This is a genomic window from Nonomuraea sp. NBC_00507 (assembly GCF_036013525.1).
Lineage (GTDB): Bacteria > Actinomycetota > Actinomycetes > Streptosporangiales > Streptosporangiaceae > Nonomuraea.
Genome location: NZ_CP107853.1, coordinates 4,414,848 through 4,435,168, shown reverse-complemented (window position 1 = coordinate 4,435,168; position 20,321 = coordinate 4,414,848). Strand labels below are relative to the sequence as shown.

Annotated in this window: 19 protein-coding genes and 1 riboswitch; of the genes, 5 read left to right on the top strand and 14 right to left on the bottom strand. The window is 71.6% G+C overall.

Annotated features, from left to right (window positions below):
* Positions 1-125: 125 nt before the first annotated feature.
* Positions 126-260: riboswitch (cyclic di-AMP (ydaO/yuaA leader) on the bottom strand.
* Positions 261-410: 150 nt separating this feature from the next.
* Positions 411-611, bottom strand: coding sequence for a DUF5302 domain-containing protein (locus OHA25_RS22005; protein ID WP_305916475.1), 201 nt, complete (start codon positions 609-611; stop codon positions 411-413).
* A gap of 167 nt (positions 612-778) precedes the next feature.
* Here OHA25_RS22005 and OHA25_RS22000 point away from each other — a divergent pair, with 167 nt between their 5' ends.
* Entirely contained in the window at positions 779-1,768 is a 990-nt protein-coding gene (locus OHA25_RS22000; protein ID WP_327589374.1) for a rod shape-determining protein, read from the top strand.
* Between the two features lie 22 nt (positions 1,769-1,790).
* Here the strand turns inward: OHA25_RS22000 and OHA25_RS21995 are convergent, their stop codons facing one another.
* Positions 1,791-2,084, bottom strand: a complete 294-nt coding sequence (locus OHA25_RS21995) for a hypothetical protein (protein WP_327589373.1) — start codon at positions 2,082-2,084, stop codon at positions 1,791-1,793.
* 57 nt (positions 2,085-2,141) lie between these two features.
* Here OHA25_RS21995 and OHA25_RS21990 point away from each other — a divergent pair, with 57 nt between their 5' ends.
* A complete protein-coding gene (locus OHA25_RS21990) occupies positions 2,142-2,777 on the top strand; it encodes a TetR/AcrR family transcriptional regulator (RefSeq protein ID WP_327589372.1) in 636 nt (211 codons plus the stop codon).
* Positions 2,778-2,899: 122 nt separating this feature from the next.
* On the opposite strand, the gene OHA25_RS21985 is transcribed toward OHA25_RS21990, so the two are convergent.
* The 4 genes from OHA25_RS21985 to OHA25_RS21970 are packed head-to-tail and all read right to left on the bottom strand — an operon-like array spanning position 2,900 to position 6,520.
* Positions 2,900-4,120: an ABC transporter permease gene (locus OHA25_RS21985; protein WP_327589371.1), complete on the bottom strand. Its 1,221-nt coding sequence runs from the start codon at positions 4,118-4,120 to the stop codon at positions 2,900-2,902.
* Positions 4,120-4,863 (bottom strand): ABC transporter ATP-binding protein, encoded by a 744-nt coding sequence (locus OHA25_RS21980; protein ID WP_327591028.1) that lies wholly within the window; start codon positions 4,861-4,863, stop codon positions 4,120-4,122. The genes OHA25_RS21985 and OHA25_RS21980 overlap by 1 nt, the downstream gene beginning before the upstream one ends.
* Before the next feature lie 8 nt (positions 4,864-4,871).
* Positions 4,872-5,999, bottom strand: a complete 1,128-nt coding sequence (locus OHA25_RS21975; protein ID WP_327589370.1) for an efflux RND transporter periplasmic adaptor subunit — start codon at positions 5,997-5,999, stop codon at positions 4,872-4,874.
* A 5-nt stretch (positions 6,000-6,004) separates the two neighbouring features.
* Positions 6,005-6,520, bottom strand: coding sequence for a hypothetical protein (locus OHA25_RS21970; protein ID WP_327589369.1), 516 nt, complete (start codon positions 6,518-6,520; stop codon positions 6,005-6,007).
* A 151-nt stretch (positions 6,521-6,671) separates the two neighbouring features.
* On the opposite strand from OHA25_RS21970, the gene OHA25_RS21965 reads away from it, so the two are divergent.
* Both OHA25_RS21965 and OHA25_RS21960 read left to right on the top strand, forming a co-directional pair.
* The gene (locus OHA25_RS21965) at positions 6,672-7,328 is read left to right on the top strand and encodes a response regulator transcription factor (RefSeq protein ID WP_305916482.1); all 657 of its coding nucleotides are present in this window, start codon (positions 6,672-6,674) and stop codon (positions 7,326-7,328) included.
* Positions 7,325-8,524, top strand: coding sequence for a sensor histidine kinase (locus OHA25_RS21960; protein ID WP_327589368.1), 1,200 nt, complete (start codon positions 7,325-7,327; stop codon positions 8,522-8,524). The genes OHA25_RS21965 and OHA25_RS21960 overlap by 4 nt, the downstream gene beginning before the upstream one ends.
* Positions 8,525-8,535: 11 nt before the next feature.
* Here OHA25_RS21960 and OHA25_RS21955 read toward each other — a convergent pair whose 3' ends face one another.
* From OHA25_RS21955 to OHA25_RS21920, 8 genes are all read right to left on the bottom strand, one after another.
* Complete coding sequence (locus OHA25_RS21955; protein ID WP_327589367.1) at positions 8,536-9,480, bottom strand: hypothetical protein; 945 nt, start codon at positions 9,478-9,480, stop codon at positions 8,536-8,538.
* On the bottom strand, positions 9,477-11,894 hold the full coding sequence (locus OHA25_RS21950; protein WP_327589366.1) for an SMC family ATPase: 2,418 nt from the start codon (positions 11,892-11,894) through the stop codon (positions 9,477-9,479). The genes OHA25_RS21955 and OHA25_RS21950 overlap by 4 nt, the downstream gene beginning before the upstream one ends.
* Positions 11,894-13,033: an exonuclease SbcCD subunit D gene (locus OHA25_RS21945; protein WP_327589365.1), complete on the bottom strand. Its 1,140-nt coding sequence runs from the start codon at positions 13,031-13,033 to the stop codon at positions 11,894-11,896. Before OHA25_RS21945 ends, OHA25_RS21950 begins: the two co-directional genes overlap by 1 nt.
* Before the next feature lie 14 nt (positions 13,034-13,047).
* Positions 13,048-14,799: an ATP-binding protein gene (locus OHA25_RS21940; RefSeq protein ID WP_327589364.1), complete on the bottom strand. Its 1,752-nt coding sequence runs from the start codon at positions 14,797-14,799 to the stop codon at positions 13,048-13,050.
* A gap of 66 nt (positions 14,800-14,865) precedes the next feature.
* The gene (locus tag OHA25_RS21935; protein ID WP_327589363.1) at positions 14,866-15,828 is read right to left on the bottom strand and encodes a hypothetical protein; all 963 of its coding nucleotides are present in this window, start codon (positions 15,826-15,828) and stop codon (positions 14,866-14,868) included.
* A 5-nt stretch (positions 15,829-15,833) separates the two neighbouring features.
* Positions 15,834-16,961 carry an ROK family transcriptional regulator gene (locus OHA25_RS21930; protein WP_327589362.1) on the bottom strand — a complete coding sequence of 376 codons (1,128 nt, stop codon included), beginning with the start codon at positions 16,959-16,961 and terminating at the stop codon, positions 15,834-15,836.
* A gap of 73 nt (positions 16,962-17,034) precedes the next feature.
* Positions 17,035-18,183: an NAD(P)H-binding protein gene (locus OHA25_RS21925; protein ID WP_327589361.1), complete on the bottom strand. Its 1,149-nt coding sequence runs from the start codon at positions 18,181-18,183 to the stop codon at positions 17,035-17,037.
* A 144-nt stretch (positions 18,184-18,327) separates the two neighbouring features.
* Positions 18,328-18,960 carry a hypothetical protein gene (locus OHA25_RS21920; RefSeq protein ID WP_327589360.1) on the bottom strand — a complete coding sequence of 211 codons (633 nt, stop codon included), beginning with the start codon at positions 18,958-18,960 and terminating at the stop codon, positions 18,328-18,330.
* 178 nt (positions 18,961-19,138) lie between these two features.
* Here OHA25_RS21920 and OHA25_RS21915 point away from each other — a divergent pair, with 178 nt between their 5' ends.
* Entirely contained in the window at positions 19,139-20,254 is a 1,116-nt protein-coding gene (locus OHA25_RS21915) for a hypothetical protein (protein ID WP_327589359.1), read from the top strand.
* Positions 20,255-20,321 lie beyond the last annotated feature (67 nt).

Below are 20,321 nucleotides of genomic sequence, written 5' to 3'. Positions count from 1 at the left end.
AAAAGGGCGTAGCAAGGCAGAACGCCGAACGGGGGTTACTACGCGGAGCGCGAAAAGAGCCTGGGAAAAGGGCCGATCAACCGGAGGCCGGCACGACGCTGTCTGGGGGTACGTACATCAATGCGGTGTCCTCTCCATCACGCCTACCGGGTTAGCTGACGGGTTCGGGCGGTGGAGATGCCCTACCGGCACGTGGCCGGATTCACCCCAGGGGATGGGTCCCCGGTTCCCGATCTATCGGGACTCGGCTAGGTAATGGCCCACACTTTAACCACGTATTCCGGACACACGCAAACAAATCATCATGAATCTGTAGAAAGATCTACCTAGGGATGTAAAGGGACGAATCGGGCAGTGGTCGGCATAGAAAGAGGGGGCACGGCATGCCGTACCCCCTCGCAATCCCAGTCTCAGCCGCCGCTCTTGCGCCTGAACGATCTTTTACTCGCAGCCGGACCGTGCGCCCCGTGGATCTTCGATGGGTCACCGCCCCTGCCACCCTCGCCCGAGCCCGCGTGCTGGTTGCGCTTGCGCTCCAGCGCCTCGCGGAACTTGCGCTTCATCTCGTCCTCGGGAGTTTCGCTGTTTTCCGGCTCCGGTGTATCCGCCATGAGGACCTCCATGGTGTTGGGGACAATCACAGCTTCGCACGGCGGCGGTTATGGCGCGAAACCGGGGCTGAGGCCGTGCCTTGGGCAAAGACGAACCGTTCCTGGTATTGCGTTGGTACGCACCGGGGAAGCAGAAGCGACATGATAGCCAACCCCCCGGAGCGGCGATGAGCGTCCTCGGCCATGACCTGGCGATGGATCTCGGGGCCGCGTGCACCCGGATCTACGTCAAGGGCAAGGGCATCGTGCTGGACGAGCCCTCGGCCGTCGCACGCCACGCCGAGACGGGCAAGGTCCTCGGGTACGGCGCGGCGGCCGTCGACGTACCCGGCGAGACGTGCTGGCCGATCAGCGACGGGCTGCCGGCCGACGGTGAGCTCACCCGGCGTCTGATCCGGTATTTCGTCCGCAAAGTGCACGGGCATCCGTTCGCCCGGCCGCGGGTGGTCCTGGCGCTGCCCGACGGGTGCACGCGGATCGACCGGGCGGCGCTGCGGGACGTGGCGTTCGAGGCGGAGGCGCGGGACATCCTGCTGATCCCGCACGCGCTGGCGGCCGCGCTCGGCGCGGGCGTGCCGGTCAAGGACTGCGCCGGGTGGATGGTCATCGACATCGGGCGCGACGCGGCCAGGATCGCGGTGCTGTCTTACGGGGCCGTGGTCGCCTCTGGCACGGTGCCGGGCGGCGGCCATGCCATGAGCAGGTCGATCGCCCGCCTGGTCGAGCGCGAGCACGGACTGCTGATCGACGAGGCCGAGGCGGAGGCGGCCAAGCGACGCGCGGGCTCCGAGTGGAAGCCTCTGGACCGGCAGGTGCTGGTCCACGGCAGGGACGCGGAGACCGGCAGGGAGCGCACGGCGGCACTCCCAGTGCAACTGATCTATGAGGCGACCAGGCAGCCGGTCGAGACCATCGAGCGGGCGGCGGTCGGGATCGTGGAGGACTGCCCGGCGGAACTGGTGGCCGACCTCGGGGAACGGGGTGCGGTGCTGGTGGGGGGTGGCGCGCTGCTGCGCGGGCTGTGCCGGCGGATGCGTACCGCCTTGTGCATGCCGGTGCGCCGGGCGGAGCGGCCCCTGGAGTCCGTGGCGCTCGGCCTCGGACACTGCGTGGACGACCTGGGACTGATCGCCAAGCTCAGGGGCGGCGCCAGGTGACACCGGGCCAGGCCCGGAGAACCTAGCGTTCGTCGACCAGCTCGCCCGATTCGGCCGTCGGGTCATTGGCCACGGCGAACGCGGCCCGCGCCTCCGGCAACGTGGGCGCGAGCTCGGCCGCGGCCTCAAGGTCGGCCGGGGAATCCCAGCGCCAGATGTCGACCCAGGTCCGTTCGTCGACCCGGATCAGCTTGGCCTCCGAGGGTCCGGAGATCTTGGCGCGGAGCGCGGCGATGAGGGCGGCCCGCGCGGCGAGCACCTTTTCGGTGGCGGCGGGGTCGGCGGTGAAGCGGGTGGTGCGGATGATCGCTTTCACTGTAGTTCCTCTCTAGAGTTGCTATCTAGCGAACGTAACTAGAGTTAAACTCTAGCTATGGAGGATGTCAAGAGGGTCGGCAAACGCACGCAGAAGGCCAGGGAGACGCGGAGGCGGATCCTGCAGGCGGCCGGGGAGTTGTTCGTGCGCGACGGGTACGGCACCACGAACCTGCAGGACATCGCGGATAAAGCGGGCGTGGCCGTGCAGACGATCTATTTCGTCTTCGGCAACAAACGCTCGCTACTGAAAGAGCTGGTGGACGTCACGATCGCCGGGGACGACGAGCCGGTGGCGACCATGGACCGGCCGTGGTTCCACGCGGCGATGGCCGCCGAGCGTGCCGAGGAGCACCTACGGGCGCATGTGCGCGGCGCGCGGGGCGTGCTCGAACGAGTGGCGCCGGTCATGAAGGTGCTGAGCACGGCCGCGGCGATGGATCCCGAGGTGGCAGCGCTCTGGTCGTACGACGTCGATCCCCGCTACACGGTGCAGCGGGCCGCGGCCGACGCGCTCATGGCCAAGCCGGGAGCGCGGGCCGGTGTCTCGGCCGAGTTCGCGGCCGACGTGCTCTACACGCTGCTCAGTCCCGAGGTCTACCTGCAGTTCGTCGAGGAGCGCGGCTGGAGGCCCGAGCAGTGGGAGGAGTGGATCCACGGGACCCTGGCCGCCCAGCTCCTCCAGCCGGAATAGGACGCCGGGCCCGCGCCCGGGCAGCCGGCGTGGGGCGACGGCCCGCGCGGCCGGACCGGCGTACGGCGACGGCCCGCGCCCGGCAGGCGGGCGAGGGCCGAGCGTACCCGGGCGGGCGGGGGTCACGGCGTGGAGAGTGCCTCCGTCGGGGACAGGCGGGAGGCGCGGATGGCCGGGTAGAGGCCGGCCATGGCGCCGATGGCCAGCGTCGCGGCGAGCCCGCCGACCGTGGCCCAGGCCGGGACCACGGAGGGCCAGCCGCTGTAGAGCGCGTACCCCATGGTGACGGCGGTGCCCAGGAGCACACCGCCCGCTCCGCCCATCGCCGACAGCAGCAGCGACTCGGCCAGGAACTGGATGCGGATCTGACCGCGGGTCGCCCCGAGCGAGCGGCGCAGCCCGATCTCCGAGCGGCGTTCCAGCACCGAGATGACCATGGTGTTGGCCACGCCGACACCGCCCACGAGCAGAGCCACCGCGCCCACGCCCAGCAGGAGGTTGGCGAACGCCTGGCTGGTCGCCTGCTTGGCGGCCAGCGCGTCGGACGGGCGGGAGACGTCCACCTCGTTCGGCGCCTCCGGGTTGGCGGTGCCCGCCAGGACCTGGCGTACCGCCTCCAGATTGGCCTCCTCCGAGCGGGTGTAGAGCGTGGTCGGGTGCCCGTCGAAGTCCAGCCGTTCCTCGGCCACCGGCCAGCCCACCATGACGCCGCTGTCCAGGTCCGTGGCGAGCGCGACCGGGTTCAGCACGCCGACGACGGAGAAGCGCTGGCCGCCGACGACGACCTGCGTGTCCTGGCTGACCGCGCCGATGCCGAGCCGCTGGGCGGCGGCCGAGCCGAGCACGGCCGCCGGATAGCGTTCGGTGGCCTGGTTGAGCCAGGTCCCGCTGCGTAGCGTCGCGCCGACGGTGGCGGGCAGGTCGAGGCGGGCGGCGTACGTGGCGATGCCACCGGTCTGGGCCTCGGGGATCTGCTCGGACCTGTAGACCTTGGCCGCGGAGATCTTCGCCACCGCGGAGGCGGCCTCCACGGGCCCGATGCGCTCGATCATCGCCTCGGCGTCCTTCGGCATCTGCGCCGCCTCGCCCGTGAGCGTGGTGCCCGAGGCGACGGTGAGCAGGTTGGTGCCGAGGGCGGAGAGCGTGCGGTCGAGCTCGGCGCCCGAGGAGGACGAGAGCCCGACCACGCCCACCATGGCCGCGATGCCGATGGCGATGCCGAGCGCGGACAGGAACGCCCGCAGAGGGCGCGTCCGCAGGCCCACCGCGCCGACCCGCATGACGTCGCCCAGCCGCATGCCGGCCGGGGCCAGTTTGGGCCGTTTCACCTCGACGACGGCCATCACGCCACCCCTGATTCGGCCATATCCGATGTGCCCGAGTCCGGCACCATGCCCGACGTGCCGGAGTCCGGCATGTCGGGCATCGCGCTGTCCGCGATGATCTCGCCGTCCCGCATCCGCACCTGCCGGGGCAGGCTGGCGGCGATCTCCCGATCGTGCGTGATGATCACGATGGTGGTGCCGGAGGCGTTCAACTCGTGCAGCAACTCCATCACCCCCGTGCCGGACACCGAGTCCAGAGCCCCGGTCGGCTCGTCGGCCAGCACCAGCGGCGGCTCGCCCGCCACGGCCCTGGCGATGGCCACGCGCTGCCGCTCGCCACCGGACAACTCGTGCGGCTCGTGGTCCATCCGGTGCCCGAGACCGACCCGTTCGAGCGCGGCGGCCGCCCGGCGGCGCCGCTCGGACCTGCTCATGCCGGTGTAGATGAGGCCGTCGGCCACGTTGTCCAGCGCGGGGACCTTCGCGGCGAGGTGGAAGTGCTGGAAGATGAAACCGATCGTGGTGGCGCGCAGCGCCGAGAGCTGGCCGTCGGACAGTTTCGACACGTCGTAGCCGTCGATGTGGATGGTTCCCGAGGACGGCCGGTCGAGGGTGCCGACGACGTTGAGCATGGTCGACTTCCCCGACCCCGACGGGCCGGCGATGGCGACGAGCTCGCCGTGCTCGATGCGCAGCGACACCGAGTTCAGCGCCGTCACCCCGCCGGGGTAGGACTTGGACACATCCGTCAGCGAGATCATGGGGTACGTCACTTCGGCATCCCCACGGTCATGCCCTCGGTGAGCCCGTCGCCCTCGACCTCGACCCGCCCGCCGGCGAACAGCCCCGTCTCGACGGCGATGTACCTCGACGTGCCGCCCTCGATCACCTCCAGGCCAAAGCCGCCCTCCCGCAGCGCCACGAGCGCCGCGACCGGCACGGTCAGCACGTTCTTGCGCTGGGAGGCGGTGAACGTCACGTCCACCGACGCCTTGTCGAGCCCCTTGGCGGCCTTGGCATTGCCGATCGAGACCAGCGCCTCGACCCGGGTCTCGGGGTCGGCGTTCTGGCTGTCGCCCGGCACGATGACCGTGGCGACCTCGGTGACCTTGCCGTTCACGTTCTTGCCGTCGGGCAGCGTGACCTCGACCTTGGCCCCCTTCTTGGCCATCCGCTGGTCCTCGGCCTCCAGCTCGACGGTGACGACCTTGGACGTGCCCGTGTACGTCAGGACCTTCTGGCCGGGCTGGGCCGGCTGGCCCTCCTCGGACTCGATGCTCTCCACGCGTACCTTGCCCGGCGCGAAGACGACGCGGCCCAGCTCGACCACGCCGGTCTCGTCCAGGCCACGGTCTTCCTGCCATTCCATGACGGCCTCGGCGGTGTCGTAGGTGTACTCGTCGTCGACCGTGAAGCCGTCGTAGCCCAGCTTGCTGAGGTTGCGCTCCAGGTTCTCCACGTCGTTGCCCTCCGCGCCGATCTTGAGGTCGCGGTAGGCGGGCGTGTCGCCGTACATGAGCGTGACGGGGTCGTTGTCCAGCCGGTACATCGACTTGCCGCGGGTGATCTGCTGACCGCTCTCGGGCAGCCAGGTGATCGTGCCGGGCTTCCTGCTCACCGCCGTGGTGACCGGTCCGTAGCCGAGCTCGCCATCGGCGTCCATGGTGTCGTTCAGCGTCTGCCTGGCCACCGTGGCGGTGGCCGGGGGCAGGGCCTTGGCCGACTGGGTCGGACCCGAGGCGCCCTCCAGCAGGCCCCCGCTGTTGATCGCCACGAACCCACCGCCCGCTGCGGCCAGCACGATGAACAGTCCGGCGACCACCTTGCCCCGCCCGCGACGGCGGCGCGGGCGGGAGGGCGTCGCATCGGGCTCCGCCTTCCCGTCAAGGGTGGCCATTCCCATCACATTCCTCCCATACCGGCCTCAGCCATCTGCTCCTGGCACTTCTCCTGGGCGGACTTGAAGTCGGGGTCCTGGCCGACGTCGCCGGTGATGCGCATCATGCCGCCCTCGGGGTCCGGGTACTTCTCGACGCCGTTGTCCCGCATGCACTGCGCGACCTTGCGCAGGGCCTCGGCCCGCTTGGGGTCACCCCCGCCCGCCTTCTGACCGCTCGGGGCGTACTGCTTGCAGGCCTCCTGGGCCTTCTGCATCGTCTCCCTGGGGGTGTTCTTGTCGAGCCGCAGCATGACGCCCTTGCCCGGCTCGGGGTCCGGCATGTCGATGCCGTTCTCGCGCATGCACTGGGCGTATTTGAGCGCCCTCTCGTGCGGGTCCTCGCTCGGTTTGGCGCTGGCCCCGGCCTGATTGCCTGTGCCGGTGACCGAGGCCACGTCGGAGCCGCCGGCGGCGGCGCCTCCGCAGCCCGCCAGCAGCATGGTGGCGGCGGCCAGAGTTATGAGAGCTCGTGCTCGCATGGATGATCTCCTCCGTCGAATCAACGTCGTCGAGGGGAGATGCAATACGGCCCGCCGTTTCCTCCGCGTTTCCGCGGCTGACTTATTTGGAGCAAACGCCCCGTAGGTCACACTCGGCTCTGAAAGCGAAGAGAGGGGCCTGAGCTACGCCATGCGGGTGCTGGTGGTTGAGGACGAGCGGATGCTCGCCGACGCGATTGCCGAGTGGCTGCGCGAGGAGACCCATGCGGTCGATCTGGCGCATGACGGCGAGGCGGCGCTGGAACGGATCGCGGTCAACGACTACGACGTGGTCGTGCTGGATCGCGACCTGCCGCGGGTGCACGGCGACGAGGTGTGCAGGGAACTGGTCGCCTCGGAGTCCGACGCGCGGGTGCTGATGCTGACGGCGGCCGCGCAGCTCGACGACCGGGTGACGGGGCTGTCCATCGGGGCCGACGACTACCTGTCGAAGCCGTTCGCGTTCCCCGAGCTGGCCGCCCGCGTCCTGGCCCTGGGGCGGCGCTCGCGGCCGGCCGTACCGCCGGTGCTGCGCCGGGCCGGGATCACGCTGGACCCGGCGCGCAGGGAGGTGTTCAGGAACGGGCGGTTCGTGCCGCTGTCGAAGAAGGAGTTCGCGGTGCTGGCCGAGCTGATGCGGGCCAACGGCAACGTGGTCTCGGCCGAGCAGCTGCTGGAGAAGGCGTGGGACGAGCACGCCGACCCGTTCACGGGGGCCGTCCGGCTCACCATTCTCAAGCTGCGCCGCAAGCTCGCCGACCCGCCGGTCGTGGAGACCGTGCCGGGGGTGGGGTACCGGATCGCATGAGACTCCCGCGCCTGCAGCCCACGTTGCGACTGCGACTCACGCTCGTGTACGGCGCCGTCTTCTTTCTCGCTGGGCTGACCTTGCTCGGCGTCACCTATTTGCTGTTCAACCAGCAACTGACGCAGACGTTCGAGAGCCGGTACGCGTCGGAGCCCGGCAAGGTCAAGAACCTGTTCTTCATGAAGGACGGCGTCCTGCTGGAGGGCCAGGCCGCGATCGAGTGGCTGCGCCAGCAGGAGCTGGAGCTGCGCAGTGCCGCCATCACCTCGTTGCTCACCCAGGGCGCGATCGCGCTGGTCGTGGTGGGCGGCCTGGCCGTCGGACTCGGCTGGGTGGTGGCGGGGCGGGTGCTGGCGCCGCTGCACCGAGTCACCGACACGGCCCGCAAGATCGCCGCCGAGCCCATGGCCGAGCGCGGCCTGCATCAGCGGATCGGTCTCGAAGGGCCGGAGGACGAGGTCAAGACGCTGGCCGACACGTTCGACACCATGGTGGAGCGGCTGGACGACTCCTTCGACGGGCAGCGCAGGTTCGTGGCGAACGCCTCTCATGAGCTGCGTACGCCGCTGACGCTGAACCGGGCGCTGGTCGAGCTGGCCATGCACCGCCGTACGGCCTCGGCTGACGTCAAGGAGCTGGGCGAGAGCCTGCTGGAGATCAACGCCCGCCACGAGCGGCTCATCTCCGGGTTGCTGCTGCTGGCCAGGTCCGAGCAGGAGATCGCGGATCGGTCGCCGGTGGACCTGGCCGACGTGGTGACGCACGTGGTCAGGCAGACCGAAGGGGACGCCGCCGAGGCCAAGATCACCGTGTACGAGGTGACCGCGCAGGCGCCGACCACCGGGGACGCGTTGCTGCTCGAACGGCTGGTGCACAACCTGGTCGAGAACGGCATCCGCTACAACGTCGACGACGGCGCCGGGTGGGTGCGGGTGGTCAGCCGTACGGTGTCGGAGGGAAAGGTCGAGGTGGAGGTCAGCAACACCGGGCCTGAGGTGCCGCCCTACGACGTCCCGCTGCTGTTCAAGCCCTTCCACCGGCACGGCGCCGAGCGGGTGGTCACCGCGCGGAGCGCGGGTCTTGGCCTGTCGATCGTGCAGTCGGTGGCGCTCGCGCACGGCGGCGACGTCAGGGCACGGCCGCGCGAGGGGGGCGGCCTGATCGTGACCGCCTCGCTCCCCCGCGCCCGCCACTGATAGGTCAGCGCCTAGGCGCCCGCGGCGGTGCGCAGCGCGCGGTAGAGCAGGCGGGCGTCGCCCAAGTGGTGGCGCAGGAGCTTTTCCAGGCCGCCGATCGGGACGAGGTTCTGTGGCGCGCGCGGGTCCTTGTAGTCCACTCCGGCCAGCGGCGGCAGGGCCAGCGTGACGGCGTCGGCCAGCCGGACGACCTGGGCCGGCTCCAGCTCGGCGCCGGCCTCGCAGCGGGCCACACCCGCCCAGGGTGCCGATGACTGGACGGGGAGCCGTACATACCAGGCGTGCCGCCGCCAGCTGGTGCCCATGAAGAAGACCGGCGTACGCTGCCCGGGCATGAGCGCGGCGACCACCGCGGACTGCGGCGGCGGCAGGTAGGCGGTGTGGTGCGTCTTGATGTAACCGACCGTGCGCGGCAGATGCGTACGCCCCCGCAACGGCCCGTCCACCAGCAGCAGGTCGTCACTCTGCGACCGGTGCCGCACCGCCAGGTCCACCTCCAGCTGCGTGACCTGCCGCTGCAACGCCAGCGACAGCTCCTCGAAGCTGCCGTCGGCGGCCTTGCTGGGGTGGTAGGTGGCGTGCGGGGTCTTGACCTCGGGCGCCTGCGGGAACGCGGAGATCAACGCCCGGTGGACCTCGATCTCGGCGAGGTCGGCGCCGTCCGGGCCGCATCGCACGATCCCGGCCGCGTAGGAGGCCGCGATCCCGGGAACGGGCATGGGCGCGTCGGGATCATGGACCCAGACGCGGGCGTCGATCCTGCGGACGCCGTCGGCGACCAGCAACGTCTCGGGGGCGGCGGCGTCAGGGCCGGGCGTGACGGGCTTCCAGTCTGCGGCCGGCCGCTCGATGTCCAGCACCAGCTCGGCGCTGGTCGCGCCCAGCTCGGAGAGGGCCTCGACGGCGAGGGCGGCGGCGTAGCCGGGGTCCCACGGGTCAACGGTGAAGCCCGTCACTGAACCTCCGCCTTCCGCACATGGGAGCCCTTGGCGTCGCGCCTGACCTCGAAGCGTACCGGCACCCGATCGGCCAGCGCGGGAACGTGGGTGACGACGCCGATCATGCGATCTTGGCCGGCGGCGAGGCGTTCGAGCGTGGTGGCGACGGTGTCGAGCGTGGCCGGGTCCAGGGTGCCGAAGCCCTCGTCGAGGAAGATGGAGTCCAATCCCCTGGCGACGGCGCCGGACAGGGCCAGGGCGAGTGCCAGCGCGGCCTGGAAGGTCTCACCGCCCGACAGTGTGCGGGCGCTGCGCCGCATCCCGGCCTCGCCGAAGTCGATGACCTCGATGTCGCCGGTCTTGTCGCTGAGCGCCAGCTCGTACTGGCCGTCGGACAGCTCGCGCAGCGTCTCGGAGGCCGAGGCGACCAGCACGGCGAGGGCTTCGGCGCACAACCAGCGCTCGAAGGCGTTGGCGCGCAGGCGCAGCGCGAGCTCGTGGGCGACCTTGGCCTCGTGCTCCTTCATCGCGACCTGGTTCTCCAGGTCGGCGGCCCGCTTGCGGTCCTCCTTGAGCCGGTCGAGCGCGCTTTCGGCGCGGGCCGCGGTCCCGGCGACGGCGGCGCCCAGCTGGTCGGGGGAGGCGTCGCGCGGGGCGACGACGCCGTGCTCGGCCAGGCGCTCGCCGAGCCTGTGGCGGTCGGCGGCGAGCCGCTCACCGACCCGGGCGAGCTCCTCGTCGTACGCGGCCAGCGCGGCACGGGCGGCCTGTGCGGCCCGGTCCCGCCAGCCGAGCAGCTCGCTCCAGGCCCGGTGCAGGTCCTCGCGGACCAAGGGCGGCGGCGGGTCGTCCTGGACACCCGAGACGAGCAGCCGGTCGCGGGCGGACTCCAGCGTGCGCCAGGCGCTGTCGGCCTGCCGCTCGACCTGCTCGGCGGCGCTCCGCGCGCGGTCCAGCCGGCCGCGGGCGGCGCGTACGGCGTTGCGGGCCTCGGTGGCGAGCTCGTCGGCCTTGGCGATGGCGGCCAGCCGCGCTTCGAGCTCGGCCCGGTCGCCGGGGGCGGGCAACGCGGCCAGCTCAGTCTCCAGCCGGGCGGCCTGCGCGGCCAGCATCGACGCCGACGTCTCGGCCTTGGCGTGCGCGGCTCTGGCCTGCTGGACCCGTTCGCGGGCGGTGGCGAGGGCGCGGTCGGCGGTGCGCATGTCGGTGGGCTGCTCGTGGCGCGGCAGCTCGGTGATCGGGTGGCGGCAGACCGGGCACGCTTCGCCGACGGCGAGCCGCTGGACGAGGTGGGCGGCGGCGTGGGCGTCACGCAGGCGTTCGCGCCGCGCCTCCACGTTGGCGAGCGCTCGTTCGGCATCGGCCGCCTCGGCGGCCAGGCCCTCCAGCGGCGCGGCGGCTGAAGCGGCGGCGCCGCGGGCGCGCCTGGCCTCGACGTGCAACCGCTCGCGGGCGTCCAGCGCGGCCAGCGCCGCCCGCGGCGCGCCCCGATCGCCCAGGGCGGCCAGCGCCTCGTACGCCTCATGATCGTCGGCTTCCAGGGTGGCGACCTCGGCGGTCAGCGTCTCGACCGCCTCGGCGGCGGCGCGGCGGGCCGAAGCCAGGGTCGGGACCGCGTCGGGCATGCGCAGCGCCGACAACACCGACTGCCGTTCGGCGACGGCCGCCCGCTCCTGCTCGGCGCGGCGGATGTCGGACTCGCGGGCCCGCAGCAGGTCCAGGTCGGCGCTGATGGTCTCGGCCAGCCGCCGCAGCGCCGCCAGCCGTTCGGCCAGCTCCCGCTCGGCCTCCTCGCTCGCGCCGGACAACTTGGCGAGCTCGTCGCGGGCGAAGGAGGCGGCCTGCTTGGCGGTCTCCTCCTCGCGGGCGGCGCGCTGCCTGATCCGCTCGTACACGTCGGCGTCGAGCAACTGCACCAGCAGGTCCTGCCGCTCGCGCGGCGCCGCGTGCAGGAACTCGGCGAAGCGCCCCTGCGGCAGCACCACGCACTGAGTGAAGAACCGGTACTCCAGACCGGTCACCTGCTGGGCCTCGATGGTGACGTTCTCGCCCTCGGCGAGGGGTTTGACCACCGCGTCGAACGCCGGCTGGGCCACGGGGTCGAGCTCGTCGAGCCTGGCCTCCTTGGTACGCACCGCGCCCTTGGCGTCGCGCACCATCGCCCGGACCACGCCGTAACGGCGCCCGTTGCTCTCGAACACCATCGCCACCTTGCCGGCGCTGACGGACGGCGCCAGTGCGTGGGCGACGGCGCCCTCCCTCCCCCAGCGCGGCACCGTGCCGTACAGGGCGAAGCAGATCGCATCGATGATCGTGCTCTTGCCCGCCCCTGTGGGGCCGACCAGCGCGAAGTATTCGGTGTCGGTGAAGTCCACCGTCACCGGCTCGCGGAAGCTGCCGAAGTGGTCCAGGTGCAGCAGCAGGGGGCGCATCAGCCGGTCACCTCGTCGTAGAGCCGGTCGAACAGGGTGGCCACCTGGTCGTCGTGGCGTCCGGTGGCGGCAAGGTAGTCGCGGAACAACTCGCGCGGGCTGCGGTCGGCGGAGCTCGCCCGCCGCGTGGCGGGCACCGGACGGAACTTCTCATCCAGCATGACGTCCACGGCGCCGGACAGCAGCTCGCGCACGTCGTCGGCGAGGCCCACGCGGGGTTTCTCCTCGACGATCACCTTGAGCCAGTCGTCGCCGGGCTCGATGGCCTCCAGCTGCTCCAGCGTGCCGCGTACGGTGCGCAGCCGGCGGGCCGAGCCGAACGTCAGCTCGCGCACCACGGCCGGACGACCAGGCGAGACCTCGACCAGCAGCGCGCCCGGGGTGTTGCCTTCTTCGCCGAAGTCGACGGCGAGCGGCGAGCCGCTGTACCAGATCGGGCAGGGCCCGGGGATCTGCTGGCGGCGATGGAGGTGGCCGAGGGCGGCGTACTGGGTGGCCGTCGGGAAGGCGGTCGGCTCGAAGTAGTAGGAGAAGATCGACTGCGCCTCCCGCTCGCCGCCGCCGAATGCCCCGCCGGGCAGGGTGCCGTGGGTGGTGACGAGGTTGACGGTGTCGCCGTGGAAGCCGGCGGTGAGCGCGCCGATCAGCTCGCCGATGCGGGCGGCGTAGTCGCGGTTGTGGTCGGCGGCGGTGCCGGTGAGGACCTCGGCGGCGCGTACGACGTAGCGGTGCGACAGGAAGGGCAGCACGGCCAGCCGCACCGGCTCGCCGGAGCGCGCGGTGAAGGCCAGCGTGCCGCCCGCGTCGGGACGGCGGAAGGCGCCGAGCACGTGCAGCCCCAGCTTGCCCAGCACCGGCCGGTAGACCTCCAGCAGCTGCGGGTTGTCGTGGTTGCCGGCCAGCACGATCACGTCGCGGTTGTCGGCCCGCAGCGCCATGAGCGCGTTGAGCACCAGCGACTGGGCCTCGGGGGTGGGGGCGGAGGTGTCGAACAGGTCGCCGGCCACGATGACGGCGTCCACGTCGTGCGTACGGGCGGCGCCGACCAGCTCGCGCAGCACGGCCCGGTGCTCGTCGAGTCGAGGGCGGCCTTTGAGCACCTTGCCCACGTGCCAGTCCGCGGTGTGGAGGATCTTCACGAAACCACCTGTGATCAGAAGGGCGGGATGTCGTCTTCGACGCCGGGCAGGCCCTTGAACGGATCACCGCTCGACGCCGTCACCTGCGCCGCCGCCTCGGCCGGCCGGGTCGCCCACGCGGGGAAGGGAAAGGCCACGGCCAGCGGGACCGGGATCTCCGGCTGGGCCACGAACATGGTGCCCGGCTTGGCGATCGTGGCGCGCTCCCGGACGGCCGGGGGCAGCCAGCCGTACTCGGATCTGGCGGCCTCGGCCGGGTCGAGGCGGCCTGCGACGCGTACGGCGCTGTTGGAGACGATGCGCCGCTCCACCTCCGAGGCGGTCTGCTGGGCGCCGATGAGGATGACGCCGAGTGAGCGGCCGCGCTCGGCCACGTCCAGCAGGATCTCCTTGATCGGCGAGTCGCCCTCGCGCGGCGCGTACTTGTTGAGCTCGTCCAGCACCACGAACAGCAGGGGTTTGGCCGTGCCTGAGGACTCCTTGCGGTGGAACTCGCCGCGCAGCACCACGCCGACCACGAACCGCTGCGCCCGCTCCGGCAGGTTGTGCAGGTCCACGATCGAGACCTGGGCGTCGGACGTGCTGACCGAGTGGGCGCGGTAGAACGGCAGGTCGCCGCGGACGATCGGGGACAGCGGGCGGACCGCGCTGCGGAGCCTGCGCAGGAAGGCGTTGACGGTGCCGAGCGGCGTCTGCGCGCCGGTCCACTGCAGCCGGCTGCCCTCGTCCTGCAGCTGGTCGGACAGCATCTCGACGAGGTCGGCGAACGTCCGGCACGTCGTGCCCTGCACCCTGACCGCACCGCCGTCGCCCACGGGCTCGGCCCACGCCTTCAGCCGGGCGGCGACCTGGCCGACGAGCAGCGAATAGCCGGCCCGCTCGTCGTCGGCGTCGGCGAAGACGAACCGCAGCAGCTCGTCCTCACAGAACTCGACCAGCGTCCAGTAGAAGGCGCTCACCCCCTGGGTGCGGGCGGCGACGTGGGGCACGCCGTTCGGGTCGTTCGGCCGGGGCGGGGCGAAGACGTGCACGCTGCCGAACGGCCGCGCGGGCAGCCCGAGCCTGGCGTAGACGCTCCTGGCCTTCTCGTCGAGGCGGAGGTTGTCGTGGTCGAGGAAGAGCAGGTCCTCGCCCTTGACGGAGAAGATCAACGCCTTGGTGTTGGCCGACTCCGCGTCCAGCACTCCCGAGTTGAAGATCGAGTAGAGGAGGAACGTGGCGAAGGAGGTCTTGGTGGCCACGCCGGACACGCCGGAAATCGACACGTGGGCGCCGCGGGTGCCGTCGAGGAAGTCGAAGTTGACGTAGAGCGGCTGGCCGTCGCGGCCCATGCCCATCGGGATGCGCCGGTCCATGACGTCGAAGTAGAGCGCCTGGTCGCGGTCGCCGGCACTGGCCAGGTAGACCTGGGCGCCGGGCAGCGGCGGCACGAACACCTCCGGCTCGACCCTGGTCACCCGTATCTCGGCCACCTCGACCACGGCGGCAGGCAGCGCGCCCTCGGCGATCAGGAACACGTCCGAGTCGTAGGCCGCGCCCTCGTGCCTGGCCTCCACGGTCGTCACCACGCCCGCCATCAGCACCGGCCCGTACCCGGGCACCTCCCGCCTGGTCACCACCACGTCGTCGAGCTGCAGGACCTTGCCTGGCTCCAGCCCCACCCAGAACGACAGCGGCGAGGCCGCCTGCGTGCCGAGAACCCGCCCGACCGCCTGGCCCGTCACCTCTGCCACAGGCGTCGTCGCCGACGCCCCGTTGACCGTCACTAATCCCTCCGCCCCCAAGAATGCCCTTCTATGGGAGAGTAATGGGGCCCGAGGCGTGCGTCCGGCTCATTCAGCCCGAACGCGAAGGACGCGCAGCTCGTGTGCCCCATCCTGGCGCGTCATCTCGTAGTAAAGCCACCACTGCCCGTCGAGGATCAGCGCGTCGAGATAGCGTACGGATCCGCTGCGATGCGGCGAGGTGACCCACGGCCCATACTCCGACAGCCGCCGCCAGTCGAACAGATCGGTGGAGACGGCGATGCCGCAGCGCTCCTCGTAGTTCTCCGCGTGCGAGGCCGAGCCGTCGTAGAAGCCCACGTATCCGCAGCCGGGGATCGGCACCACGCTGTTCAGCCTGGCCTGGTAGCGGTCCCAGCCGGTGCCGACCGGCAGGACGCTCCCCCGCCAGGTGAACGACTCGCCGTCGAGGCTGGTGGCCAGGCCGGTGGGGTGCGTGGTCGCGCCGACGTTGTAGATGTCGGCGGTCGCGTGCGCATCGGGGTCGGGGCTCTCCAGCGGCTCGGCGTAGCTGGCGAACAGGTAGGTGACGGGACCGGCACGCAGCACGTACGGGTCCTTGACGCCTTCGGTGCCGGTGGAGGCCGCGGTCAGCACGGGCCGGGCCCGCGTGACGTCGAACGCGGACGGGTGCTCGGCCGTCACCGCGTCGATGCGCCACCGGTTGTCGGCCGGATCCACGTACGACAGGTAGAGCCGGAACCCGCCGCCGTCGGCCGGCGCCAGGCAGAAACGCTCCATCGACGGCGTGCCCAGCTCGCCCTTGTGCGCCGACCACACGTCGGTGAAGTCGAGGCCGTCGTCGCTGACCGCGACCGCGCACTGCCAGCCGCGCTCCGACGCGGCGCCCCTGGGCCGGCGTCGCCGGTAGGTCAGCCAGAACCGCTCGCCATCGTGCAGCACCCCGGCGGCGCCCGACCAGTAACCTTCCTCGTCCTTCTCCGGCGCGAGCACCACCTCGCCCGCCAGAGGATCGAACGCGGCCAGCGGGGCGTAAACGCGATTAACCACAGTTCCTACCTTTCGTACAAGAAACAATCCAAGGCGACGGCGGCCCCGCCCACCACGCCGGCGGCCTCGCCGCCGAGGGTCGGCCGCTCCACCCGCACCGCGTCGCGGAGCACGGGGAACGCCTTGGCCCGCAGGGCGGCACGCACCCGGTCGAACACCGGCTCAGGAGCCGGCGCGAAGATGCCGCCGAGCAGGATCAGCTCGGGGTTGAGCAGGTTGACGGCGCTGGCCAGCCCGGTGGTCAGGTGATCCACCAGGTCGTCGAGGAGTCCGTCGGGGATCTCCGCGAGCGGGTTGGCGGAGCGGCGGCCAAGCTGCTCGATCAGGTATGGCTCCGACACCACGGTCTCCAGGCAGCCGGTCGCGCCGCACGGGCACGGGCGGCCCTTCTCCAGCACCCGCAGATGGCCCAGCTCGGTGACCCCGTAGGGGCCTGGCCGGAACGGGTGGCCGCCGATCACCAGGCCGGCGCCGACACCGGTGCGGACGTACACGTACAGGAGGGGGTCGGCGCCGGCCGTCTCCCCGTAGCGGCACTCGGCCAGCGCCATGGAACGTACGTTGTGGTCGACGACCGTGGGGACGTCCAGCGCGGCCTCCAGCAGGTCGGCGAAGGCCACGTCGCGCCAGCCCAGGTTGACCGACAGCAGGTTGCGGCGATGCTCGGGATCCACCGGGCCGGGGGCGGCGACCCCGATGCCCAGCAGCCGGTCGGCGGGCACGTCGGCCGCGAGCTCGGACGCGACCTCGGCGATGCGCGCCACGACCCGCTCCGGGGCCTCGGCGTCAAAGGCGAACGATGCGCTCCGGACGCCCCTGGCCCTGAGGTCGCACAGCCCCAGCTGCACCGCGCCCGCGCCGACCTGGACACCGATGACGTATCGGGCGTCCGCGCGGATCCTGATGCCGGTGGACGGGCGGCCGACCCGCTGGCCGGCGCCTTCCACGGCGTCCTCCGCGACCAGGCCCTCCTCGAGCAGCTGGCCCACCACCTTGGTCATCGTGGTGGCCGACAGAGCCAGCCGCCGCGCCAGATCGGCACGCGGCTGAGGCCCGTCGTCGCGCAGGCTCCGCAGCACCAGCCGGCGGTGGTGCCGCCGTAAGTCCTGAACCGGCGAATACCTCTGGTCCATGAGCCGCCCCTTTAATTAACTACTGGTGAGAAACTAATCCATGCAGGGCGGACCGGTCAAACCCCCAAAATGCCTAGATCTTTGCCAGGAGCTCCTCGAAGGTCGTCGCCGGGTGCCCGGTGAGGGCCGGGATGGCGTCGCTGACTCCTTCGAGCTCGCCGGCGGCGATCGCGAGGTAGGTGGACACCCACGCGTCGACCTGCCAGTCGGGCGCGCCGTAAACCCGGCGTGACTCGTACGCCTCCTCGAGGGTCTCGGGGTGATAGGTGACGGTCCGCCCGGTGGCCCGGCTCAGTGTGGCGGCGACCTCGTCCAGCGTCATCGCGCGCGGCCCGGTGAGGTCGTAGGTCGCCCCCTCGTGCGCGCCCGGGTCCAGCAGCACCGCGGCCGCCGCGTCGGCGATGTCGTCCTGGGCCACGGCCGCCACCCGGCCTTGCCCGGCCGGGCCGCGGATCACGCCGTCCTCGCCGGCCATGCTGGGCAGGAAGTCGGCGTACAGGCTGTCGCGCAGAAAGGTGAAGGGCAGGCCGCTGTCGCGGATGTGCTGCTCGGTCGCCCAGTGGTCACGCGCCAGCGTGAACGTGGCCGACGGCGAGGCGCCGTAGAAGGAGATGTAGACCAGGTGCGTGACGCCGGCGTCGCGGGCGACGTCGACGAACGTGCGGTGCCGGTCGAGCCGGTCGGCGCTCTCCGACGCCGACACGAACAATACGGTCGTCGCTTTGTCGAGGGCCCGCCTCATCGCCTCGGGATCGCCGTAGTCCGCGCTGATCGCGCTCGCGCGGTCGAGCTGCGGCACGCGGCCCGCGGCCCGGGAGACGAGCCGCTGCTCGGCCCCTGCAGCCGCGAGCCGGGCGGCGATCCGGCCACCGAGCCTGCCGGTGGCGCCCGTGGTCACGATGAAGGTCATGCCGCCCAGCCTACGGGCGCTCACCGTGCGCGGACGAGGCCCGTCGCGACCCCTTACGGATGCCCGTCGCAGGGCCTTACTGAGGCCGTCGCCCGCGCGGACGAGGCCGGTCTCGTAGGCGACGACCACGGCCTGGGCGCGGTCACGCAGGCCGCGCTTGGCGAAGATGCGCGCCACGTGGGTCTTCACCGTGGTCTCGCTGAGGCTCAGCGCGCCGGCCGGCCCGGCGTTCGACCCGGGGTGGCGAAGCGCTCCACCAGCTGCCGGGTGATCGACGGTGCCGCGGTGGGCCTCACGACTTCGGCCCCTCATGCTGGACGTCTGGCGAATCCCTTCATGGCCGTCTCCTCCCTCGCCCTGCTCAAGGCGAGGGAGGGGCGGGGTCCGATCGGGGGGCCGGCGCCCCGGCGTCACGAAGGGGTGGCTGGACTGGGCGAACACCGAGAGGGCACGGCCTCAGAGCGCGAATGCCGCCTTGGTCCACACGTATTGGGCGTCCAGCACCTCCCCCAGCAGGTCGAACAGCTCCCCTCTCGGCTTCCCCTCGACGCGGACAGGTGCGGCATAGCCGCCGGACGGGCCCCGCTCGGCCACCAGCAGCACACGACCGTTCTGCCGGTCCACGCCCAGGGCCAGGGCCGTCTCCCGTGCGTCCACGCACGCCTCGGCGTCGCCATCGCGGTAATAGCCCTCGACCAGGTTCGCCCACAGTGCGCGGGCGGACGGGCTCTGCTGCGGAGCGAACGCCCGCGCCGAAACCACGAAGACCATCGCGTCCACCCGCATCACCGCCGCCACTCGCCGGTGCCCCTCGGCGAACGCCTCCTTCGGCGGCACCGGGTGTGCCCGCATCGACCCGGCGGCGGCGCGCAGCAGGGAGGCCGGGTCGAGAGCCGCCGCCTCCGGGCCCAAGTCGTTCTGCAGGTATCCGACCAGCGGAAACGGTGGATTGGGAAGGGTGTTGTAGCCGAGGAAGAGTTTCGGTCCGTCCTCGATGCCAGACAGGGACGTCAGCGCTCCGTGCGCCACACGTCCCAGCCCCCCATGCCCATGGTCAGGCAGGCCATTGGCTGACTGCAGTGTTTTCATATACGCATTGTAATGGCTCAATTACTTGGTGTTAAGAGGTGTGTAAAACCATCTCAGAGAAATCCCAGACAGGCTCCCCCGTCGCAGCCTTCGTGGGGACTCCAGCCGCGCTCACGCAAGGCGGCAAAATGTGCCACGCGGATCAATCCGGCGCAGCAGGGACGCATAAGCTACTCGCGTGATCGGCCGGCCCATCGAAGTTGAATCCCTCTTATCCCGCCATCGTCCCGCCCCCGTCACCGTCGTCGGCTGGCAACCCGTGCCGCCCTGGGCCGTCGCACGAGCGCGGCTGGACGGCGCCGAACCGGTGATCGCCAAATGGACGCGCCCGCACCGAGGCGCCGACGGTCTCCGTACCGCCTCGTGGCGGACCCGCACCGAACTGGCCGTGCTGCGCTTCCTCTCCGACGACCTCGGCCTCGGCCTGGCTCCGCGCGCTCTGGCGGCCGACCTGGATGCCGGGCTCATCGTGCTGGAGGACCTGGCGCCACGCACGCCGTTGGACGGGCTGCTGCGTGCGGACGGCGCAGCCGCCCACGCCATACGCCTGGCCGCCTTCGCCCGCGCCCGCGGCGAGCTGAACGCCGCCACCGCCGGGCAGGCCGCGACCTACCACGCGCGCAGGGCGGCGCTCGGCCCGATCACGCCGGACGAGGACCGTATCGTGCACTTCGCCGGGAACCGCGAGAAGGGGCACAGGCAGGCCGCGGCCCTCGGCGCGCCGATCGTGGGGCGGGCCGAGCGGGAGTTGGCCGCCGTACGGGAGGAGCTGGCCGAGCCCGGATCGTTCCTGGCGTTGAGCAGCGGCGACCCGGAGACCAACAACATCCTCGTGCATCCCTCGGGCGACCCGGACGCCCGGCTCATCGACTTCGAGTTCGCCGCCTACACCCACGCTCTCCACGACGCCGTCTGTTTGCACGTCCCCGGCCCCGGCTGGTTGTCGGTCCGCGACGACGGCCTCGCCGCCGAGTATCGCCGCGCCCTGGCCCGCGGCGTGCCCGAGGCCGAGGACGACCGGCGTTATGGTTTCGGACTGGCCGCGGCTTGCCTCTCCTACGCCCTGAACCGGCTGGAACGCTTCCCCAGGGTGGACGCCCGCCCGGCGGGCGACGACAGCCGCCCGCAGCTCGTCGCGATCCTGGAGGCCGCCGCCCGCACCGCCGAGGCCCACCGTGCCCTGCCGCATCTGGCCGGCTGGGCCCGTCAGGCGGCCGACCTGCTCCGCCGCCGCTGGCCCGATGCGGATCTGGACCTCGAGGCCGTCCCGCCCTACACGCCCCGACGCCGCTGACCGGGTTGTCCATATGTGGACATTCGTGTCAACCTCGTCTCTCCACCATCATTTCCTCTGGTGCCTC